Consider the following 18,446-nt stretch of genomic DNA (forward strand, 5'->3'; position numbering starts at 1 on the left):
CCGGATTACTCATGTGGATCGCGGGCTTGTCTCCGCTTCTTCATCTTTTCCTTGCGCTGGCTGACCCGTTCCATGGTCCCGGATAATTCTTCCCGGTTGCGTTTGTCTTGCTTAGCCGAGTCATGGAGCAGCACAGCCAGCGATTTGATGGTAGGATACTGAAATAAATCAGCAATCGCTATCGTACAGCCCAGTGTCTGCTCAAGCCTGCTGTGAACTTGCATTAACCGGAGCGAATCCCCGCCGATTTCAAAGAAATGCTCGTCGATTCCGACTGTTTCCCTTTGGAGTACATCCTGCCACACGGCGGCAATGGACTGCTGGAGAGCATTCTCTGGAAGCAGAACGGGCTCGTCATTTGACTCCTGACGCTCACTAGGGAGGGGCAGCTTTTTCCGGTCAACCTTGCCGTTTGACGTTAACGGAATCGCATCTATGAGCAATAGATAAGATGGAATGCAGTAATCGGGCAGCTGGGCTCTCAGATAGGAACGCAGCTCCTTGGCTGACAACTCTAATCCAGGCTTTGTAACGATATAACCGGCCAGATATTTTTCATGGGAAATCTTGTCCAGAGCGACTACGACGCTCTCCCGAATTCCCGAATGGCGCCCGAGAACGGTCTCGATCTCCCCGATTTCGATGCGATGACCGCGGATTTTCACCTGGTGATCCACGCGCCCGAGGAATACCAGATTTCCATCCTCAAGGTAACGGACCAGATCGCCGGTTTTGTACAGCCTGGCACCCAAAGAAACATCAAACGGGTTGTCCAGAAAGACCTCGGACGTTTTTTCGGGATTACCGACATATCCTCTTCCCACACCAACCCCGCCTACATACAGCTCACCGGGTACTCCAAGGGGTACTGGCCTCAGGTGGCTGTCCAGCACATACATTGCCATGCCACGGACCGGACGTCCGATCGGGACAATGTTCCACGGGTTAGCCGGTTCTTCGTAAATCGGATAATGTGTAACATCGTCGGAGCACTCCGTCGGTCCGTAGGCATTCATCATTGGAACATGGGAATATTGCCCGAACCACTGCCTAACCAAATCCGGGGGAAGAGCTTCTCCGGTAGGGATCATCCAGCGGAGATGAGGCAATTCAGGCGCTTTCTCCATCCGGCCGGTTTGATCCAGCATCGTCCGGATCACCGAAGGCACCATTTCCAGAATGGTAATTTCTTTGCGTTCAATGACCTGCAGCATGGCGGCTGCGTTATAGACAAGCTCGTCCTCGCAGATATGCACGCTTCCGCCAACCAAAAGCCCGGACAAGAATTGCCACACGGAAATATCGAAGCATTGTGATGCATTTTGGGCGATCCTATCACCTTCGGTCAGCTGAAGATCGGTTATTTTGGCGAACAGATGATTCATCATTCCTTTGTGCTCGACCATTGCCCCTTTCGGCCGGCCTGTTGACCCCGACGTAAAAATAATATAGGCCAGCTGGTCCTTGCCGGGGTACATGCCGGGAGAATCCGCAGCGTGTTCTGCCTGAAGCAGCTCTGTCATCGTAACAATCTCGCATAATTGACCCGAATTTCGGGTATCCATCATCCGCTCAAACGGTTCCGCATACTCATCCGATGTGATCACCAGCCTGCTGCAGCTAATGTCCACCATATCTGCAATCCGCTCTTCAGGATAATGCGGGTCGAGCGGAACATAGACGCCTCCGGATTTTAGAACGGCGATTAAGGTAATCAAGAAATTCAGATTACGCTGGCCGAGTACAGCAATACATACGCCTGGACCCGCGCCCCTAGCGATCAGCTCCCGGGCAGCCTCATTTGAGCGGGTATTCAGCTCGAAGTAACTGATGCTCTGATCCCGGTCACTCGCAGCAATCCGGTTCGGCCAATTCGCTGCTCTCTCTTCAAATAGCTGAGGGAACGATACATCCGGTAACGAAGGATCCTGTGAAGATTTGCTCCGGTTCCACCGGTACAAAAGCAGCTCTTTCTCCTCCTCGGACAACAGATCCTGATGCAGATAACGGGCATGACGGCTACTGAGCAAGCAATCGAATGCTTTTTGGTAATAGCCTGCCACTTCGCGGACCTGTCTCTCAGACAGGATGCTGGCGTTATAGTGCAGCTCAAAACGGACATGGCCGGAGGCAATATCGCGGGAGAACTCTGCGCGAAGCGGAAAGTCGGTTTCAAGCACCGCATCCATATCGGTCAATTCAAGCTCAGGCAGCCTGAGCAGCTCCTCAGCCACGTGGAAGTGGGTATAGTTAAAGACCGTCTCAAATAAAGGCTGACCTCCCTGATCCCTTTGGATCTGAGCCATGGGATAACGACGGTAGGGGAGCAGAGTGGTCTCTGTACGGAAAGCTTCCCGTATCAGCGATTCCCATGAGTCTTCTTCCACATTGAGATTTAACCTGAACGGAATGGTATTCAAGAACAAGCCCAGCATGCTCTCAGCCTGGTCCGCTTCTGGTCTTCCATTGTGCTCAAGCCCCGTCAGCACATCTTCCGTACCGCCCAGCAGGCCCATAACTCTCATGTGTACGGCTAGCAGAATGCTTTTTAGCGGAACCCCCATGTCCTCGGCCAGTTGGATAAGCTTATCCGAAACATGCTGCGGGATATCCGCCTTCCAGTACCGGATCGTAAACCTGCCGGCTGCATTAGGTAAGGCAGTAATCCGCGGGACCGGGCTAAAGGTCATACCCTCTAATTCGTCCAGCCAGAATTGCTTAGCCTCATCAGTGGCGGCCGCCTGTCTCTCCAAAGCCACATATTCACGGAAAGGAACAGACGGAGCGCTTACGGAAGTAGCCGCACCGGTGATCCGTTTGATATAGTCTGTGAACAGTTCGGTGATCAGGGCGTTAACACTCCAGCCGTCAAGCATGGAATCGTGGAAACTAAGGGTTGCACAATATTCGTCGTCTCCCAGCACATGCACGAAGAAACGAACCAGCGGCTTGCTCCAATCGAATTGTAGCTGCCGCTCACTCTCCTTGAACCGATGCAGCGCTTCTTTCCGTTCTACTTCAGATACCCTGGTGAGATCCACAATGATCAGTGCCTCGTCCATCTGCAGATGGACCAGCTGAACCGGCTCGCTATAAGAGGCCAGATCAAAGGTTGTCCGAAGAATGGAATGCCGCCCCGACAGATTTCGAATTGCCTGCTTAAAAGCCTCTTCGTCAAAACGCCCCTTGATCGTGAAGCTCATGATATCGTGATACACAGCAGTATTCGGATATAACTGGCTATGATAGACAAGCCCAGCCTGAAGAGCAGTCAATGGGTAAGCATCCTCAACTCCAAGGCTTTTCAATTTGACGGCATCGGCAGGCGCCAGCAGCGCGAAGGGCTCGACGGCTCTCTCTTCAATGATCTGTGCGGTATTGGCTTCAATCTGGTTCAGCAGCGCTGAAATCGTAGGGAATTCAAAGAGCTGCTGCAGCGTAAAGAAAATTCCAGCGGTTGTGGCCTTCGATAATACTGAAATGCTTCGGATCGAATCTCCGCCCAAGGTGAAAAAGTTATCGTTAACGCCTACCCGGTCAACGCCCAGCACATCCTGCCAAATGCCAGCCAGCTTGCGCTCTGCCTCATTTGATGGCGGGACATAACCTGTCGCAAGTTCCGGTCTGCTCTCCTGCGGCATCGGCAGCTGACGGCGGTCCGTCTTTCCGCTCGGTGTCAGCGGCATCGCCTCCACTTCCACCCACGCCGCCGGAACCATGTATTCTGGCAGCTCGTCTTTCAGGTAGCTCCGCAGCTCCGCTGCACTCACACTTCCCGGCTTCTTCGAGGTCCAGTACCCGATCAGCCGTTTCCCGGCACGTCCGTCCTCCCGCACAACAACGGCACTTTTCAGTACCTCAGGGTGCTTCAGCATCGCTGCTTCAATCTCCCCAAGCTCGATCCGGAATCCCCGCAGCTTGATCTGGTCATCGCTCCGTCCGGCGTATTCCAGTCTTCCATCCGGCCCGTATCTGGCCCAATCCCCCGTCTTATATATTCGCGCGCCTGCTTCTCTACGGAATGGGTCCGGCAGGAACCGCTCGTTCGTCAAATCCGCCCGGCCGTGATATCCCCGGGCCAGCTGCACGCCCCCGATGTACAAATCTCCCGTGACACCCGCCGGCACCGGCTGCAGCTCCCGGTTCAGCACGTACATCTGCGTATTCGCCACCGGATATCCAATCGGTACGTTGCTCGTCCCTGTTCCCGGGCTGCACTTCCAGAAGGTTACGTCAATCGCTGCTTCCGTCGGGCCGTACAGATTCCACAGCTCTGCACCGACCCGCATGAAATACCGCTCCTGCAGTTCATAAGGCAGAGCTTCCCCGCTGCAGATCACCCGCTTCAGGCTTGCGGTATTCTCCACCCCGGGCTGCTCCACGAACATTTGCAGCATCGACGGCACGAAGTGCAGCGTCGTCACCTGTTCCTCGCGGATCAGCCGCAGGAGGTAATTCGGGTCCTTATGCCCTTCCGGCGCTGCGATGATTATGCCGGCTCCGGTCATCAGCGGCCAGAACAGCTCCCATACCGACACGTCGAAGCTGATCGGTGTCTTCTGCATCACCCGGTCTTCGGGCGTGAGGCGGAAGGTATCCTGCATCCACAGCAGGCGGTTCACCACCGCTTCCTGGATATTGATCACACCCTTGGGGGTGCCGGTCGAACCCGAGGTGTAGATCATATACACTGCATCCTTCGGTCCGGCAGCCGACTTCACTGGCTCCTCTTCCGCAAGCTCTTCCGGTGGTACGGCCTCTGGCCCGTCAAGAAGCACGATCTGCGCAGCATGCTCCGGCAGTCCTGCGGATAGATGGGACTGGGTCAGCAGGATTGGCACTCCAGCGTCCTGCAGCATGAAAGCCAGCCGCTCCCGGGGATAGGACGGGTCCAGCGGAACATAGGCTGCCCCGGACTTTAAAATGCCCAGCAGCCCGACCATCATCTCAAGAGAGCGTTCCACGCTGATGCCCACGAACCGGTCCGGACCAGCGCCCATTCTGCGGAGCCGTATAGCCAGCTGTTCCGCTTGACGGTTCAGCTCGCTGTAGGTCAGCTCCCGGCCTTCGAACCGGAGGGCCATCGCGTCCGGGGTCCGTTCGGCCTGCTCTTCGATCCACCGGATCAAGGGCTTGTCCAGCTCGTATTCACACTGTGTAGCGTTCCATTCTGTTAGGATCTTTCTCCGTTCGTCCGCCGGGAGAGGAGTAAACGCCGAATAACTGGTCAAGGGTTCCCGAGTCATTGATTCCAGAGTCCGCAAGTAATATTCCTTGAATTGCACCATTTGCTCCTTGCTGAAGCGGGAAGTGTTCCACTGCAAAATCAATTTGAGCTCCGATGATCTCGGGTCGAGATTAAATTGGATCATCCAATCAAAGTTGGTATAAGCTGTGTCCGCCGCGTTCAGAACGCTCAAATCTTCGGACCCGGCGAAGGATTGATAAATATGGAAATCGGTAAAGTTAAATACGCTATCAAACAGCGGCTGCCCCTCAGCTGCGATTTTTTGGATTTCGTCCAGGGGAAGACGCCGGTACGGCCAGACTTCCATTTCTGTTTTAAAGGTATCCTTCACCAGTTCCAGCCAGCTTGTATCCTTCAACTGCAGCCGCAGAGGAAGTGTATTAAGGAACAATCCGAGTACCTGATCTCCGGACAACTCTTCCGGACGGCAGTTGGCAACGAGACCTGTGACCAAATCGGGTTCGTTGCATAACGTTCGCAGAACATACAGATGGCTGGCGAGAAGTACGCTCTTGAGCGGGACTGAAGCCATTACCGCCAGCTGCTTGGCACCGTTAAAAAGCTCAGACGGAACAGTATATTCAGCGGAGTCCATTGCGATTTCCCGCAGACCGTTCTTACCGGTCCCTGTAGCACCAGGCAATCGGTTATAAGCCGCTTCTGACAGGTATTCCTCCCAAAATCTTCGGGTACCCTCGTCTTCCAAGGTCAGCTGTTCCATCTCCACATAGTCGGAGTATTCAATGGACAGTGCGGTTTCCTGCATGGACTCCCGCTGCAAAATATAATCGTTATAGTAGCCGAATAACTCGGTCAGCATCGAGGCTACACTCCACCCGTCCAGGATGGCATGGTGCTCGGTGAGCGTGAACTGGAATGTATCTTCGGTCAAAAGATGAATATGAATTCTGAACAACGGAAATGAGGTCCAGTCAAAAGAAGTTCTGCGTTCCGTTTCATGCCAGCTATTTAACGCGGCTTCCTGTTCCCTCCCGGACATGCCGCGCAGGTCGTCCATGTTCACTCCGACTTGAGCCCACCCGTGTACCAGCTGCAGCGGAACACTGTAGGAAGTCAGGTCAAAGGAAGTCCGCAGTACACGATGCTGTGAAACCACCTTTTGAACTGCCCTGTCGAGTGCTGCGAATTCGAGCTGTCCCTTCAAGGTGATGCTGGTGATGTTGTGATAAATGGAGCTGCCGTTTGGATGCAGGACCGAATGAAATAACATGCCGGATTGGAGCCTGCTCAGCGGATAAGCGTCGATGACACTGTCCGGCATTTTGGACCGGTCCGATTCAGAGAGACCGTGAAATGCCGTACGTGTTGTAGCTTCATGTAAGATTTGTACTTCCGGCTTGAGAGCTGCAGCCAGCATACGGATCGTCTGAAGCTCGAACAGCTGCTGAATCGTGAACAGAATCCCCAGCTGCTGAGCCTCCGCTCTTACGCGAATAGCCCGGATCGAATCGCCGCCAAGTTCGAAGAAGTTATCATCAATCCCTATGGAATCAACACCGAGTACCTTCTGCCATATCGAGCACAGCTGCCGTTCTTCCCCGGTCCTTGGAGCGCAGAATCTGCTGTTCCCGTCCACCTGCTGTACATTCATGGACAGAATAGTCTTTAGATCTGCTTTCCCGTTATGGGTAAGCGGAATGGCATCCAGTTCATAGAATGCGGCAGGAATCATGTAATTCGGCAGTTTTTGCCCTAAGTAAACCCGGATAGCCTGAAGATTCAGCTCCCTTCCAGGGTTCTTGACCAAATACGCCTCCAGGCGCTTCAGTGCGGAGAGCCCCTGCTCCTCTCTAATGGTCACAACCGCTTCGCCGATCTCTGGAACCTGTTTCAATACAGCCTCAATTTCTCCCAGCTCAATGCGGAAGCCGTTGATTTTGACCTGATGGTCGATCCGGCCGATATATTCGAGGTCCCCGCCGGACTGAAAACGGGCTAAATCCCCTGTTTTATAAAGCCGCTCTCCGGGAACGTAGGGATGAGGTATAAACCGGTCCGCAGTCAATTCTGCTTTTTTCCAATACCCTCGGGTGACCCCGGCGCCGCCGACATACATTTCTCCCGGAATGCCTACGGGTACGGGCTGCAAATGCTCGTTCAACACATAGATGGAAAGATCGCCCAGCGGGCGGCCGATGATACTTCCACTGTGTGTATTTGTATCCGAACTGCTAATCGGGTAAAGCGTCGTATGAACCGTTGTCTCCGTTATCCCGTACATGTTGACCAATTGGGCAGCACGTTCCCCATGACGCTGAAACCACGGCTTAAGCGAATCCATGTCCAGAGCCTCTCCGCCAAAAACGATGTAGCGCAGTGCAAGCTCAGCGCCAGGAAACCCCGATTCTTCAGCCTTCAGCAATTGACGAAAAGCCGAAGGTGTCTGATTCAGGACGGTGACCTGCTCTTGAAGCAGGGTACGGTAGAAATCTTCCGGTGAACGACTAACCCAGTAAGGCACTATCACAAGACGGCCTCCGTACAGGAGTGCGCCCCAAATTTCCCATACGGAAAAATCAAAGGCATAGGAATGGAACAGCGTCCACACATCTTTTTCGTTAAATGTGAAGTAGGACTGTGTGGTCTCAAAGAGCCGGACAGCGTTGCCGTGCTCCACCATAACCCCTTTTGGCTGTCCGGTTGAACCTGACGTATAGATCATATAGGCCAGATGACCGGATGGGATGGTACAATTGGGATTACCTGCCGGCTCTCCGGACAGCAACATTCCAGGCCCGTCAAGCTCGATCCATGCGCCTTGATACGCTGGAAGCGAAGCGGAAAGGCCTTGCGATGTGATGATCGTCTGCAGACCGCTGTCATGCAGCATATAGCTTAGTCTGTCGGCAGGCAGCGCTGGATCAAGCGGAACATAGGCGCCGCCGGCTTTCAGGATGCCGATGAGACCGACGATCATTTCGATTGACCGTTCCATATATAGGCCGATGAATTGTTCTGCCTGTATCCCCGAGCGAAGCAGATAATGGGCGACACGGTTAGCTTGTTCATTAAGCTCCCGGTAGGTCAGCTCCGCTTCATTAAAAGTTAGGGCAATGCGATCGGGCATCAGTGAGGCTTGCTGTTCAAACCATTCAACCAGATTGTGATGCTGCAGCCGAGCTTCGGACGCGCCTCCGCTGTATTCCTTGATCGTCCGCTCCAGTTCTGCCTCACTCATAATGGATAGCCGGGATATTGGAATGTCTGGCGCTTCAACCGCACTTTTCATCATATTTAACAGATGGTCCGCCATGCGCTCGATGTCCTCCGGAGCGAACAGTCCGCTGCGATACTCCAGCGTTCCTTTCAGAACACTTCCCTCTTCTTCGACCGACAACACCAGATTATACTTGGCCGTATCGTTATGAAGGTTCAGATATTCCAACGTTAGACCCGGAAGCTCCAGGGTCTGTTTCGGCGTATTTTGCAGCGTGAACAAGGCCTGGAATAAGGGAGAGACTCCTGCGGACCGGCTGACATGGAGTTCTTGGAGCACCTTTTCAAACGGAACCTCCTGATTGGAAAAAGCGTTCAGGCATGTATGCTTGATCTCCCCGGCCAGTTCCCGAAAGGTTGAAGCTGCAGAGATTTTGGAACGGATGACGAGGCTATTCACGAAGCAGCCGATCAGATTGGCAGTCTCGGAATGGTTCCGGTTAGCCACCGGCGTACCGATCAGCAAATTCTCCTGTCCCGTATACCGGAACAACAGGGCCTTGAACGCAGACAGCAGTGTCATGAACAGTGTGGCACCTTCGTTCGTTCCGAACTCCCGCAGCTTGGCGGTTAATACCGCTGGAATTTCAAAAGAACAGATGCCTCCCCCAGTAGCCGGGACTAATGGAGATTTACGTTCCATCGGTAATTGCAGAACGGGATGCGGGCCTTGTAAATGGTTCTTCCAATACTCCAGCTGCTTCCGGTAACCTTCTGATTGAAGCCACTCTTGTTCCCACCAAGCATAATCCGCATATTGAACCGGCAGCTCCGGCAAGCTTACAGCCACCTGGTCCACCAGGATTTTATAACAGGACATAATTTCCTGGATCAAAATCCCTTTGGACCATCCATCTGAAATAATGTGGTGCATATTGATATAGAAAATCGAAGTATTCCCGCCGGTAAGAAACAGCTTGGTCCGCAGAAGCGGCGCTTCCGATAAATCAAATGGCTGCTGCGCATCCGCTTTGGCAGCGCTGAGCGCCGCTTCCTCTCCATAATCTTCTTTCTCTCCCCTGAGGTCGATAATCTCAAGCGGGATACTAACCGCACTGGCCATCACCTGCTGAGGTTCTCCATTCAGCTCGATAAAGGAAGTACGCAGCGCCGCATGCCTGCCGGCAATAGCTGACAGACTTTCCTCCAGGGCTGCGATTTGAAGATTCCCGGTCATTCTTACAGCAGCACACATATTGTATTCCGAGCTTAAAGAGTCATATTGGCTCATAAACCACATTCCGGATTGAGCAGAAGATAATGGAGCCGGACCTTCGGCTGCCCGTTGTATAATACGGGACCTCCTCGGCTCATGCTCTCCCCGGTTCATCCTTTTGCTCAGCAGCGCAAGTTTGGCATCGGATAATTTGGACAGACGAGAGTCTTGCGGGTCAAAGCTTGTCATTTTGCCAGTCTCCTTTACGATCTAGTCCCTATTCGGCTTCCAGCAGTAAGCGGGCTTCTTCTTCATCCATGTTCTCGATTTCCTCGATGAGAAGACGCTCGATTTCATTGCTCAAACGGGCAACGGTAGGTGAATCGAACAAGGTCTTAACAGAAAGTTGCACGCCGAACTCGTCCCGGACCTGAGATATCACTTCCATAGCCAACAGGGAATGGCCGCCCCATTCGAAGAAATGATCGTGAATGCCCATATCAGGTGCTCCAAGAAGCTCCCGCCAGTATTTCAATATGAATTCATCAATCGCATTTCTTGGTTCTGCGCTGCATTCAGCCGCGTTGCTGGTGGTGTCCGGATGAGGCAGGCTCGTCAAGTCATATTGGCCACCATGGGTTAAAGGAATGTTGTCAAGCAGAACCAGATAACGAGGGATCAAATGACCCGGCAGCCTCATGTGCATGTACTCTTTCAATTCGGAGGCCGTTACGCTCTCCTGGTGAACTGACAGATACACTGCAAGCACCGGGACAGGACCCGCGTCAATTTTCTTCAGGCACACCTGTCTGACCGCAGGATGACGATACAAAACAGCTTCAACAGGTTCTTTCTCCATGCGGAAACCTTCGGATTCGTCGTCATCATCTATCGTTCCTATGTAGCGGATGGAACCGTCCGGCAGTCTGCGGACCCAAACACCGGAACTGAACCATTCAGCCTGCAGTGAACCCGTTTCTGCATGATGTACAGCAGCGTTTTTCCAATACAGCGGCCCAGGACCGGGTTTGGTAAAATACAGTTCTCCGGCTGCTCCTAAGGGTACTGGCTGCTTGTACCGGTTCAGAACGGCTGGCTTCACATCATATAAAGGCTGTCCCAGACAAGGCTCAATGTGATCTGCAATCCGGCATCCAAATGCTGCTCCCGCCTGCTCCGGCATGCCGAAGATTTGATAGAAACGGATATCCTCGCTCTTCGCCAAGCGACTCCACAGTGTTTGGTCCAGTAGCTCACCGATCACACAAATCGTCTTCAGCGCGGTTGGGCGTTGAAGTGTCAGCCCCTCTCCGATCAGCATTCGCAGCTGAGGCGGCGTACAGGCAAATACTTCGATTTCATGTTTTCTTGCAAAAGTTAGCATCTCGGCGGATTCTGTACGAATGTCATGCCGGACAGGATACAGCGTATGCCCATATAAAAGATACTGCATCTGCATCAGAAGGCTCTCCGATTCAGTAGAACCGGTCCATCCTGCCCGCAGAGGCTTTTCTGTCAGCTCTTTCTTGAGCAAGTCTTCCATCCGTTTCGCTTGAACAGCCAGGGAGGAATGTGTGACAATAACTCCCCGGGGTGCTGAACCGCTGCCGGAGGCGTAGATCAGGCATGCCGGCTGTTCAGGCTTCAGGTTGAGGTTAAACTCCAGGCTGTCTTCCATGCCGCAATCGGTCCGGTTTATCCTGGCATCGTCAATGGTGATGATTTGGCCCGGGAATGACGGCAGCTTTTCTTTGAAATGCTGCTGTGTAAGAATCAGCTGCATACCGGAGTCTTCGGCTATCGCGTTGATGCGTTCAGTTGAACATTCAGCATCAATCGGGACGCAGAAGGCTCCGGATTTCAATATCCCCAGGAAGGACGCTGCAAAATCAGGCGATCTTTCCATAAAAAGACCAACGGGGCAACCTTCCCCGATCCCTTCCTTCAGCAGCCTGACAGCCAATAGCTCGGCACGCCCGTTCAATTCCGAATAGGAGACCGTCTGCCCTTCATATACAATGGCTGCGGAATCCGGTGTCCGGTGTACCTGCTCTTCAAACAGCCCAATAAATCCTTCGGCTGACGGCTGTACCTTTTCATACTGCGGCTCTCCGCTTGTCAGCGGATTTTCTTTTTGCGGTATGGACAAGGTGTGGATATTCCAGTCTGGATGCTCTGTTACAGCCTGAAGCAGATCCTGGAAATAACCCGCCATCCTGTTTATCGTATCCGGACGAAACAAATCAGTGTTATATTCGAAATTCCCTTCCAGTCCGCTGGCTGTTTCTTCGAACGTCAGCGTTAAATCAAACTTGGCAATGCCCTGGTCATATTGGACCGGCTCCGTAATGATATGATCGAGCCTAACAGCCGGAAGCTCGTTATTCTGCAAAATGAACATCACCTGGAACAAGGGGGAATACATGGGATTCCGTACCGGCTGCAATATCTCCACAAGCTTCTCGAAGGGAACATCCTGATTATCGTATGCTTCAAGGCAGCTCTCGCGGACTTTGCGAAGCATCTGTCTAAAGTCAGGTGTCCCCGACAGATCTGTCCGCAGAACCAGGGTATTGGCAAAAAAGCCAATAATGGGTTCTATCTCTTTCCGGTTCCGGCCTGCGACGGGTACCCCCACTGCAATATCGTCTTCATTCGTATATCGGCCAAGCAAAATATTAAATGCCGCCAGAAGAGTCATGAACAGGGTAGCTCCCTCAGAACGCCCCAGCTCCTGTAATGATTCTAGCAATCCAGCATCCAGCCCAAACCGCTGCACACTTCCTCTAAACCTCTGTTGCTCGGGACGCGGGAAATCGGCAGGAAGCATCAGGACAGGCTTAAGACTCCGCAGCTTCTTTTTCCAGTAATTCAGTTGACTTGTCCATTGCGGTTCTGCCGAATAGCGGCGCTGCCAGCGTACATAATGTGAATATTGGTATTGAAGCGGTGTCAACGGTGAAGTCTTATGCTGCAAATAGGCATTGTAGAGCTTGGACAATTCTTGCGTAAATATCGCTAAGGACCAGCCGTCCGAGACAATATGGTGCATCGTAACTAGAAACAGATGATCTTCCGTGTCTAAACGGAACAAAGACGCCCGGATGAGTGGATCGCTGGACAGCTCAAAGGGTCTGCTTGCCTCCTCCGCAGCCAGCCGCTGAATCGCAGATTCCCGGTCCTCCTTGGCATATGGACAAGGCAGCGGATCAAGCTCCAGACATACCAATTCTCGTATTTGAACAAAAGGAATACCGCTTAACTCATGAAAAGCAGAGCGAAGACTTTCGTGACGATTGATGATCTCGTTCAGGCTGCTGCGAAGCGCTTGTAGGTTCAAGCTTCCCTTGAACCTTAGTGCGCCGGGAATATTGTAGGCCGCTTTATCTTCCATATAGTGATTCAGGAACCATAACCGCTGCTGAGCAAAAGAAAGCGGATAATCTGCGTCGCGGTCAACAGCATTTCCTTCATTAAATCCTTCTAGCTTCTCAGAGGATTCGCCATAAGCAGAAGGTTGGCTGTGCCGCTCAAGGTAACGTGACAACTCGCTGATTGTCGGATGCTCAAAAATCGCTTTCAGCGAGATCTCGGTCCCTAAAGATTCCCTTATCCAGGACGCCAGCTGTGTTGCCATAATGGAATGACCGCCCAAGGTGAAAAAGTTATCGTTAACGCCTACCCGGTCTACGCCCAGCACATCCTGCCAAATGCCGGCCAGCTTGCGCTCTGCCTCATTTGACGGCGGGACATAACCTGTCGCAAGTTCCGGTCTGCTCTCCTGCGGCATCGGCAGCTGACGGCGATCCGTCTTTCCGCTCGGTGTCAGCGGCATCGCCTCCACTTCCATCCACGCCGCCGGAACCATGTACTCCGGCAGCTCCTCTTTCAGGAAGCTCCTCAGCTCTGCAGCACTCATACTTCCCGGCTTCTTCGATGTCCAGTACCCGATCAGCCGTTTCCCGGCACGTCCGTCCTCCCGCACAACAACGGCACTTTCCAGTACCTCGGGGTGCTTCAGCATCGCCGCTTCAATTTCCCCCAGCTCGATCCGAAATCCCCGCAGCTTGATCTGGTCATCGCTCCGTCCGGCGTATTCCAGTCTTCCATCCGGCCCGTATCTGGCCCAATCCCCCGTCTTATATATTCGCGCGCCCGCGTCTCTGCGGAATGGGTCCGGCAGGAACCGCTCGTTCGTCAAATCCGCCCGGCCATGATATCCCCGGGCCAGCTGCACGCCCCCGATGTACAAATCTCCCGTGACACCCGCCGGCACCGGCTGCAGCTCCCGGTTCAGCACGTACATCTGCGTATTCGCCACCGGATATCCGATCGGCACGGCGTTCGTCCCTGTTCCCGGGCTGCACTTCCAGAAGGTTACGTCAATCGCTGCTTCCGTCGGGCCGTACAGATTCCACAGCTCTGCACCGACCCGCATGAAATACCGCTCCTGCAGTTCATAAGGCAGAGCTTCCCCGCTGCAGATCACCCGCTTCAGGCTTGCGGTATTCTCCACCCCGGGCTGCTCCACGAACATTTGCAGCATCGACGGCACGAAATGCAGCGTCGTCACCTGTTCCTCGCGGATCAGCCGCAGGAGGTAATCCGGGTCCTTATGCCCTTCCGGCGCTGCGATGATTATGCCGGCTCCGGTCATCAGCGGCCAGAACAGCTCCCATACCGACACGTCGAAGCTGATCGGTGTCTTCTGCATCACCCGGTCCTCCGGCGTGAGGCGGAAGGTATCCTGCATCCACAGCAGGCGGTTCACCACTGCTTCCTGGATATTGATCACACCCTTTGGGGTACCGGTCGAACCCGAGGTGTAGATCATATACACTGCATCCTTGGGTACGGCAGCCGACTTCACCGGCTCCTCTTCCGCAAGCTCTTCCGGTGGTACGGCCTCTGGCCCGTCAAGAAGCACGATCTGCGCAGCATGCTCCGGCAGTCCTGCGGATAGATGGGACTGGGTCAGCAGGATTGGCACTCCAGCGTCCTGCAGCATGAAAGCCAGCCGCTCCCGGGGATAGGACGGGTCCAGCGGAACATAGGCTGCCCCGGACTTTAAGATGCCCAGCAGCCCGACCATCATCTCCAGCGAGCGTTCCACGCTGATGCCCACGAACCGGTCCGGACCAGCGCCCATTCTGCGGAGCCGTATAGCCAGCTGTTCCGCTTGACGGTCCAGCTCGCTGTAGGTCAGCTCCCGGCCTTCGAACCGGAGGGCCATCGCGTCCGGGGTCCGTTCGGCCTGCTCTTCGATCCACCGGATCAAGGGCTTGTCCAGCTCGTATTCACACTGTGTAGCGTTCCATTCTGTTAGGATCTTTCTCCGTTCGTCCGCCGGGATTACAGGCAAACGGGACACCGGACAATCCGGATCGGCCGCAATCCCACCGAGCAGAACTTTGAATGCTTCTGCCATTTGTTGGGCCGTATCCGCTGTGAACAAATCCGTATTGTACTCCAGTCTGGCTCCGAGCCTTCCTTCCGTCTCCACGATCATAAGCGTAAGGTCGAACTGGGCGGTCTGCGGCTGCAGTCCGAAGGATTCCAGCTGCAAATCCCCAAGGGCAAATTTCTCCCCGGAACGTCCAAGAATAATACTGGACAGCTGCTCCAGCTTCTGCGGCTTCTCCAGAACAAACATCACCTGGAACAAAGGAGAAACCCCGGGGTCCCTTGTCACCTGCAGTTGTTCGAGCAGCCTTGCAAAAGGATAGCCCTGATGCTGAATTGCGCCAAGCACCTGTTGTTGGATGGTCTTAAGAAATTGGACGAAGGAAGGGTTATCCTCTACAGATCCGCGGATCACAACCGGATTAACATAATACCCGACCGTATCCTTCATTCTCGTGTCATGGCGCTCGGCAGTCGGAGTACCAATACAAATCTCTGATTGCCCGCTGTAGTGATGAAGCAGTACTTGAAAAGATGCCATAAGCAAGGCATACAGGGTTACACCCTGAGCCCTGGACAGGTCTTTGATCGCCTTCGTCAACTTCTGTCCAATCTCAAAATCGTAACAGGAGCCTTTATAGCTCATATTTTTAGGTCTTGGCTTATCCAAAGGCAATGTAAGCTGTTCATAAGGCTTGGAGAACTGTTCCTCCCAGTAAGCAGCAAGTTCTTGTCCGCGCGGACTGTCCAGAAGCTGCTGCTGCTGCATAACAAAGGATCTGTACCGCCCGGCAGACTCCGGCAGCCGGACTTGCTCGCCGCGTACCAATTCGGGGTATACCCGTCCCCATTCCTCCATCAGCTGCACAAGAGACCACAGGTCCGCCGCGATATGATGTACGGATAGCAGCAGAATATCGCCTGCCTGCGAAGTTCGTATGAGCCGTATGCGGAACACTTCCTGCTCCAGCTTAAACGGCTTGTGTGCTTCACTGGACAGCAGAGACCGCAGCTTCTGTTCGTCATGGTCGGCTGTCTCGATGATTTCAAAATCCAGTATAGCGTTAGTAAGAGTGCTGGCGACTGGCTGCTTATCTTCCATAGGATAGACGGTCCGCAGCAATTCATGCCGTTCGATGAGATACTGAAAGGACTGCTGTAGTGCGGCCTCTTGAAACCCGGAAGAGGATTTAAAGGCGAACGACAGATTGTAAGCGGTGTTCCCGGGCTCATACTGCTGAAGGAACCACAAAGCTTTTTGTCCATAAGAAAGCTGACGGTTCCAGCTTATCTCTTCATTAATAATAGAAGCAGGTTCGGCGGTGCCTTCCTCCATCTTCCTGCAAATGTCTTGCGTTAAATCGGGAACGCTGGTTCCGTTAAGCAGATTCACCACCGACAAGGAAACGCCTAAGTCTGTGTTAACCCGGTTAATCAATTCAAGAGCCGCGAGAGAGTCCAATCCCCAGTTCACTATGGACTCTTCCCTTGAAAGACGGGACTCATCAATATTCAGCGCATTCGCAAGCAAGCCCCGAACGTAGCGGCCGATGCGGACAGCCCGTTCTTCAACCGGCAGCTGCAGCAGCTCCTGCTGATCGGGCGACTCTGTGGTTGGCGGTTCACTTAAAATGTAGTTATTACTGAGCATATCCAGGGTTCCTGACAGAAACTCTTTTTTACATAGATGTCTCTGGATCTTACCACTTGAGGTCTTGGGAATACGTCCTGGATTCAAGAGGATAACGGCGTAGGTTTGCAGGCCATACTCTTCCGCGATCCGGGAACGAATGGCATCGCTGACCTCTTCGGGATTCAAGCTTTTCCGGTATTTGCGTTCAACCTCATGTACAATGACCAGCATTTCCTGCCGGTTCACCTCAACTGAAAAAACCGCACCGTGGCCAATGCGAAGCGCCGGATGGGCTTGTTCGGCTGAGGCTTCGATATCCTGAGGATAATAATTGATGCCGTGTATAATCAGCAGATCCTTTTTACGGCCTGTTATATAGAGCTCGCCATTCCGTATACATCCTAGGTCCCCTGTTGCCAAATAGAGGCGGGGATCGTCTGGAAGCATTCTTCCGAAACACTGCTCGGTGGCTTCCTGGTTATTCCAATAACCTTCCGCAACGCTCGGGCTGGAAACCCAGATCTCTCCGATCTCATCTGCATCACAAACTTCGGACATATCCGGGCGTACAATACGTATGTCCTGGCCTTCCATACTTCGGCCTGACCCAATCAGGATCATGTGGTCTTCCTGATCTTTCGGAGTCCTTACCTTATGCTCACCCAATGCTTTTCTTGAAAAAGCAGAGACTGACGGTCCTTTTCCGAGCTCTCCTCCAGTAACCATCAGCGTCGATTCGGCCAGTCCGTAACAAGGAAAATAGGCATCATGCTTGAACCCGCACGCCGAGAATTTGTCCCTAAACCGCTCTAAGGTCTCTGCTCTGATTGGTTCTGCTCCGTTAAAGGCCAACCGCCAGCTCGTCAGATCCAGACCTACCATTTGCTCCTCGGTTACGGCCTCGACACATAGATCATAGGCGAAATTTGGTCCTCCGCTTACAGTCGCCTTCTTGTCGGAAATCATCTTCAGCCATTGGAAAGGACTCTGCAGGAAGTCCACCGGCGCCATCAGCGTAGAGGGCAGTCCAGCATACAACGGAGATATAATGCCGCCTATCAATCCCATATCGTGATACGGCGGAAGCCAGAGCACAAGCTTGGTCTCTTCGGTTAAGCCGAAGGAATGGGTAATCCGTCCCGCATTATGCAGCAAATTACCGTTAGTCAACCGTACACCCTTGGGCTGGGAGGTCGATCCCGAAGTGTATTGCAGGAACACCAGGTTGTCTACTCCGAAATTCTTTTCCTTCCAGGACGCTCCATCTCCCACTTCGAGTAAGTCAAGCGAAGTTAACCATTTCAGTTTCCGAAGTTCGGATGAACCGGTTAATTGATTCTGGATGCTCTGATAGATCCTGTCGCTCGTTAGCGCAAGCTTAGCCTGTGCATTGGTTACAATAGATTCAATCCGCGACAACGAGCGGTTCAGCCTCGGCGGATAGACCGGAACTGCAACAATTCCCGCATACAAACACCCGAAAAAAGCCGTTATATATTCTAGGCCGGGCGGATACATCAGCAGCGCCCGTTCCCCGTCCAGCTTCAATTCCTGAAGAACCGCAGCTATGGAGCGGGCGCGGTTATCCAGTTCGGCATAGGTTATTTCCTGCTCCTGACCGTTCACCATAAATCCCAGAGCCTGCCGATGCGGCTGCATGGCTGCTCTCCATCGGATCAATTCCACCAAACTTAAAAAATGGGACATCGTCACTCACCTCATAGCAAAGAATGTCATTTTTCTTGAAATATAAGAATCTTATATTTCTC

The 18,446-nt window shown here is 53.2% G+C and carries 2 protein-coding genes; both read right to left on the reverse strand.

Features of this window, described 5'->3' with window-relative positions; genetic code table 11:
• Window positions 1–5 precede the first annotated feature (5 nt).
• Window positions 6–9,890, reverse strand: coding sequence for a non-ribosomal peptide synthetase (locus tag ACX1DY_RS00645; protein WP_458962274.1), 9,885 nt, complete (start codon window positions 9,888–9,890; stop codon window positions 6–8).
• Between the two features lie 28 nt (window positions 9,891–9,918).
• Window positions 9,919–18,384 carry an amino acid adenylation domain-containing protein gene (locus ACX1DY_RS00650; protein WP_458962275.1) on the reverse strand — a complete coding sequence of 2,822 codons (8,466 nt, stop codon included), beginning with the start codon at window positions 18,382–18,384 and terminating at the stop codon, window positions 9,919–9,921.
• Window positions 18,385–18,446: the final 62 nt, after the last annotated feature.

Source organism: Paenibacillus sp. BAC0078, from assembly GCF_054483875.1.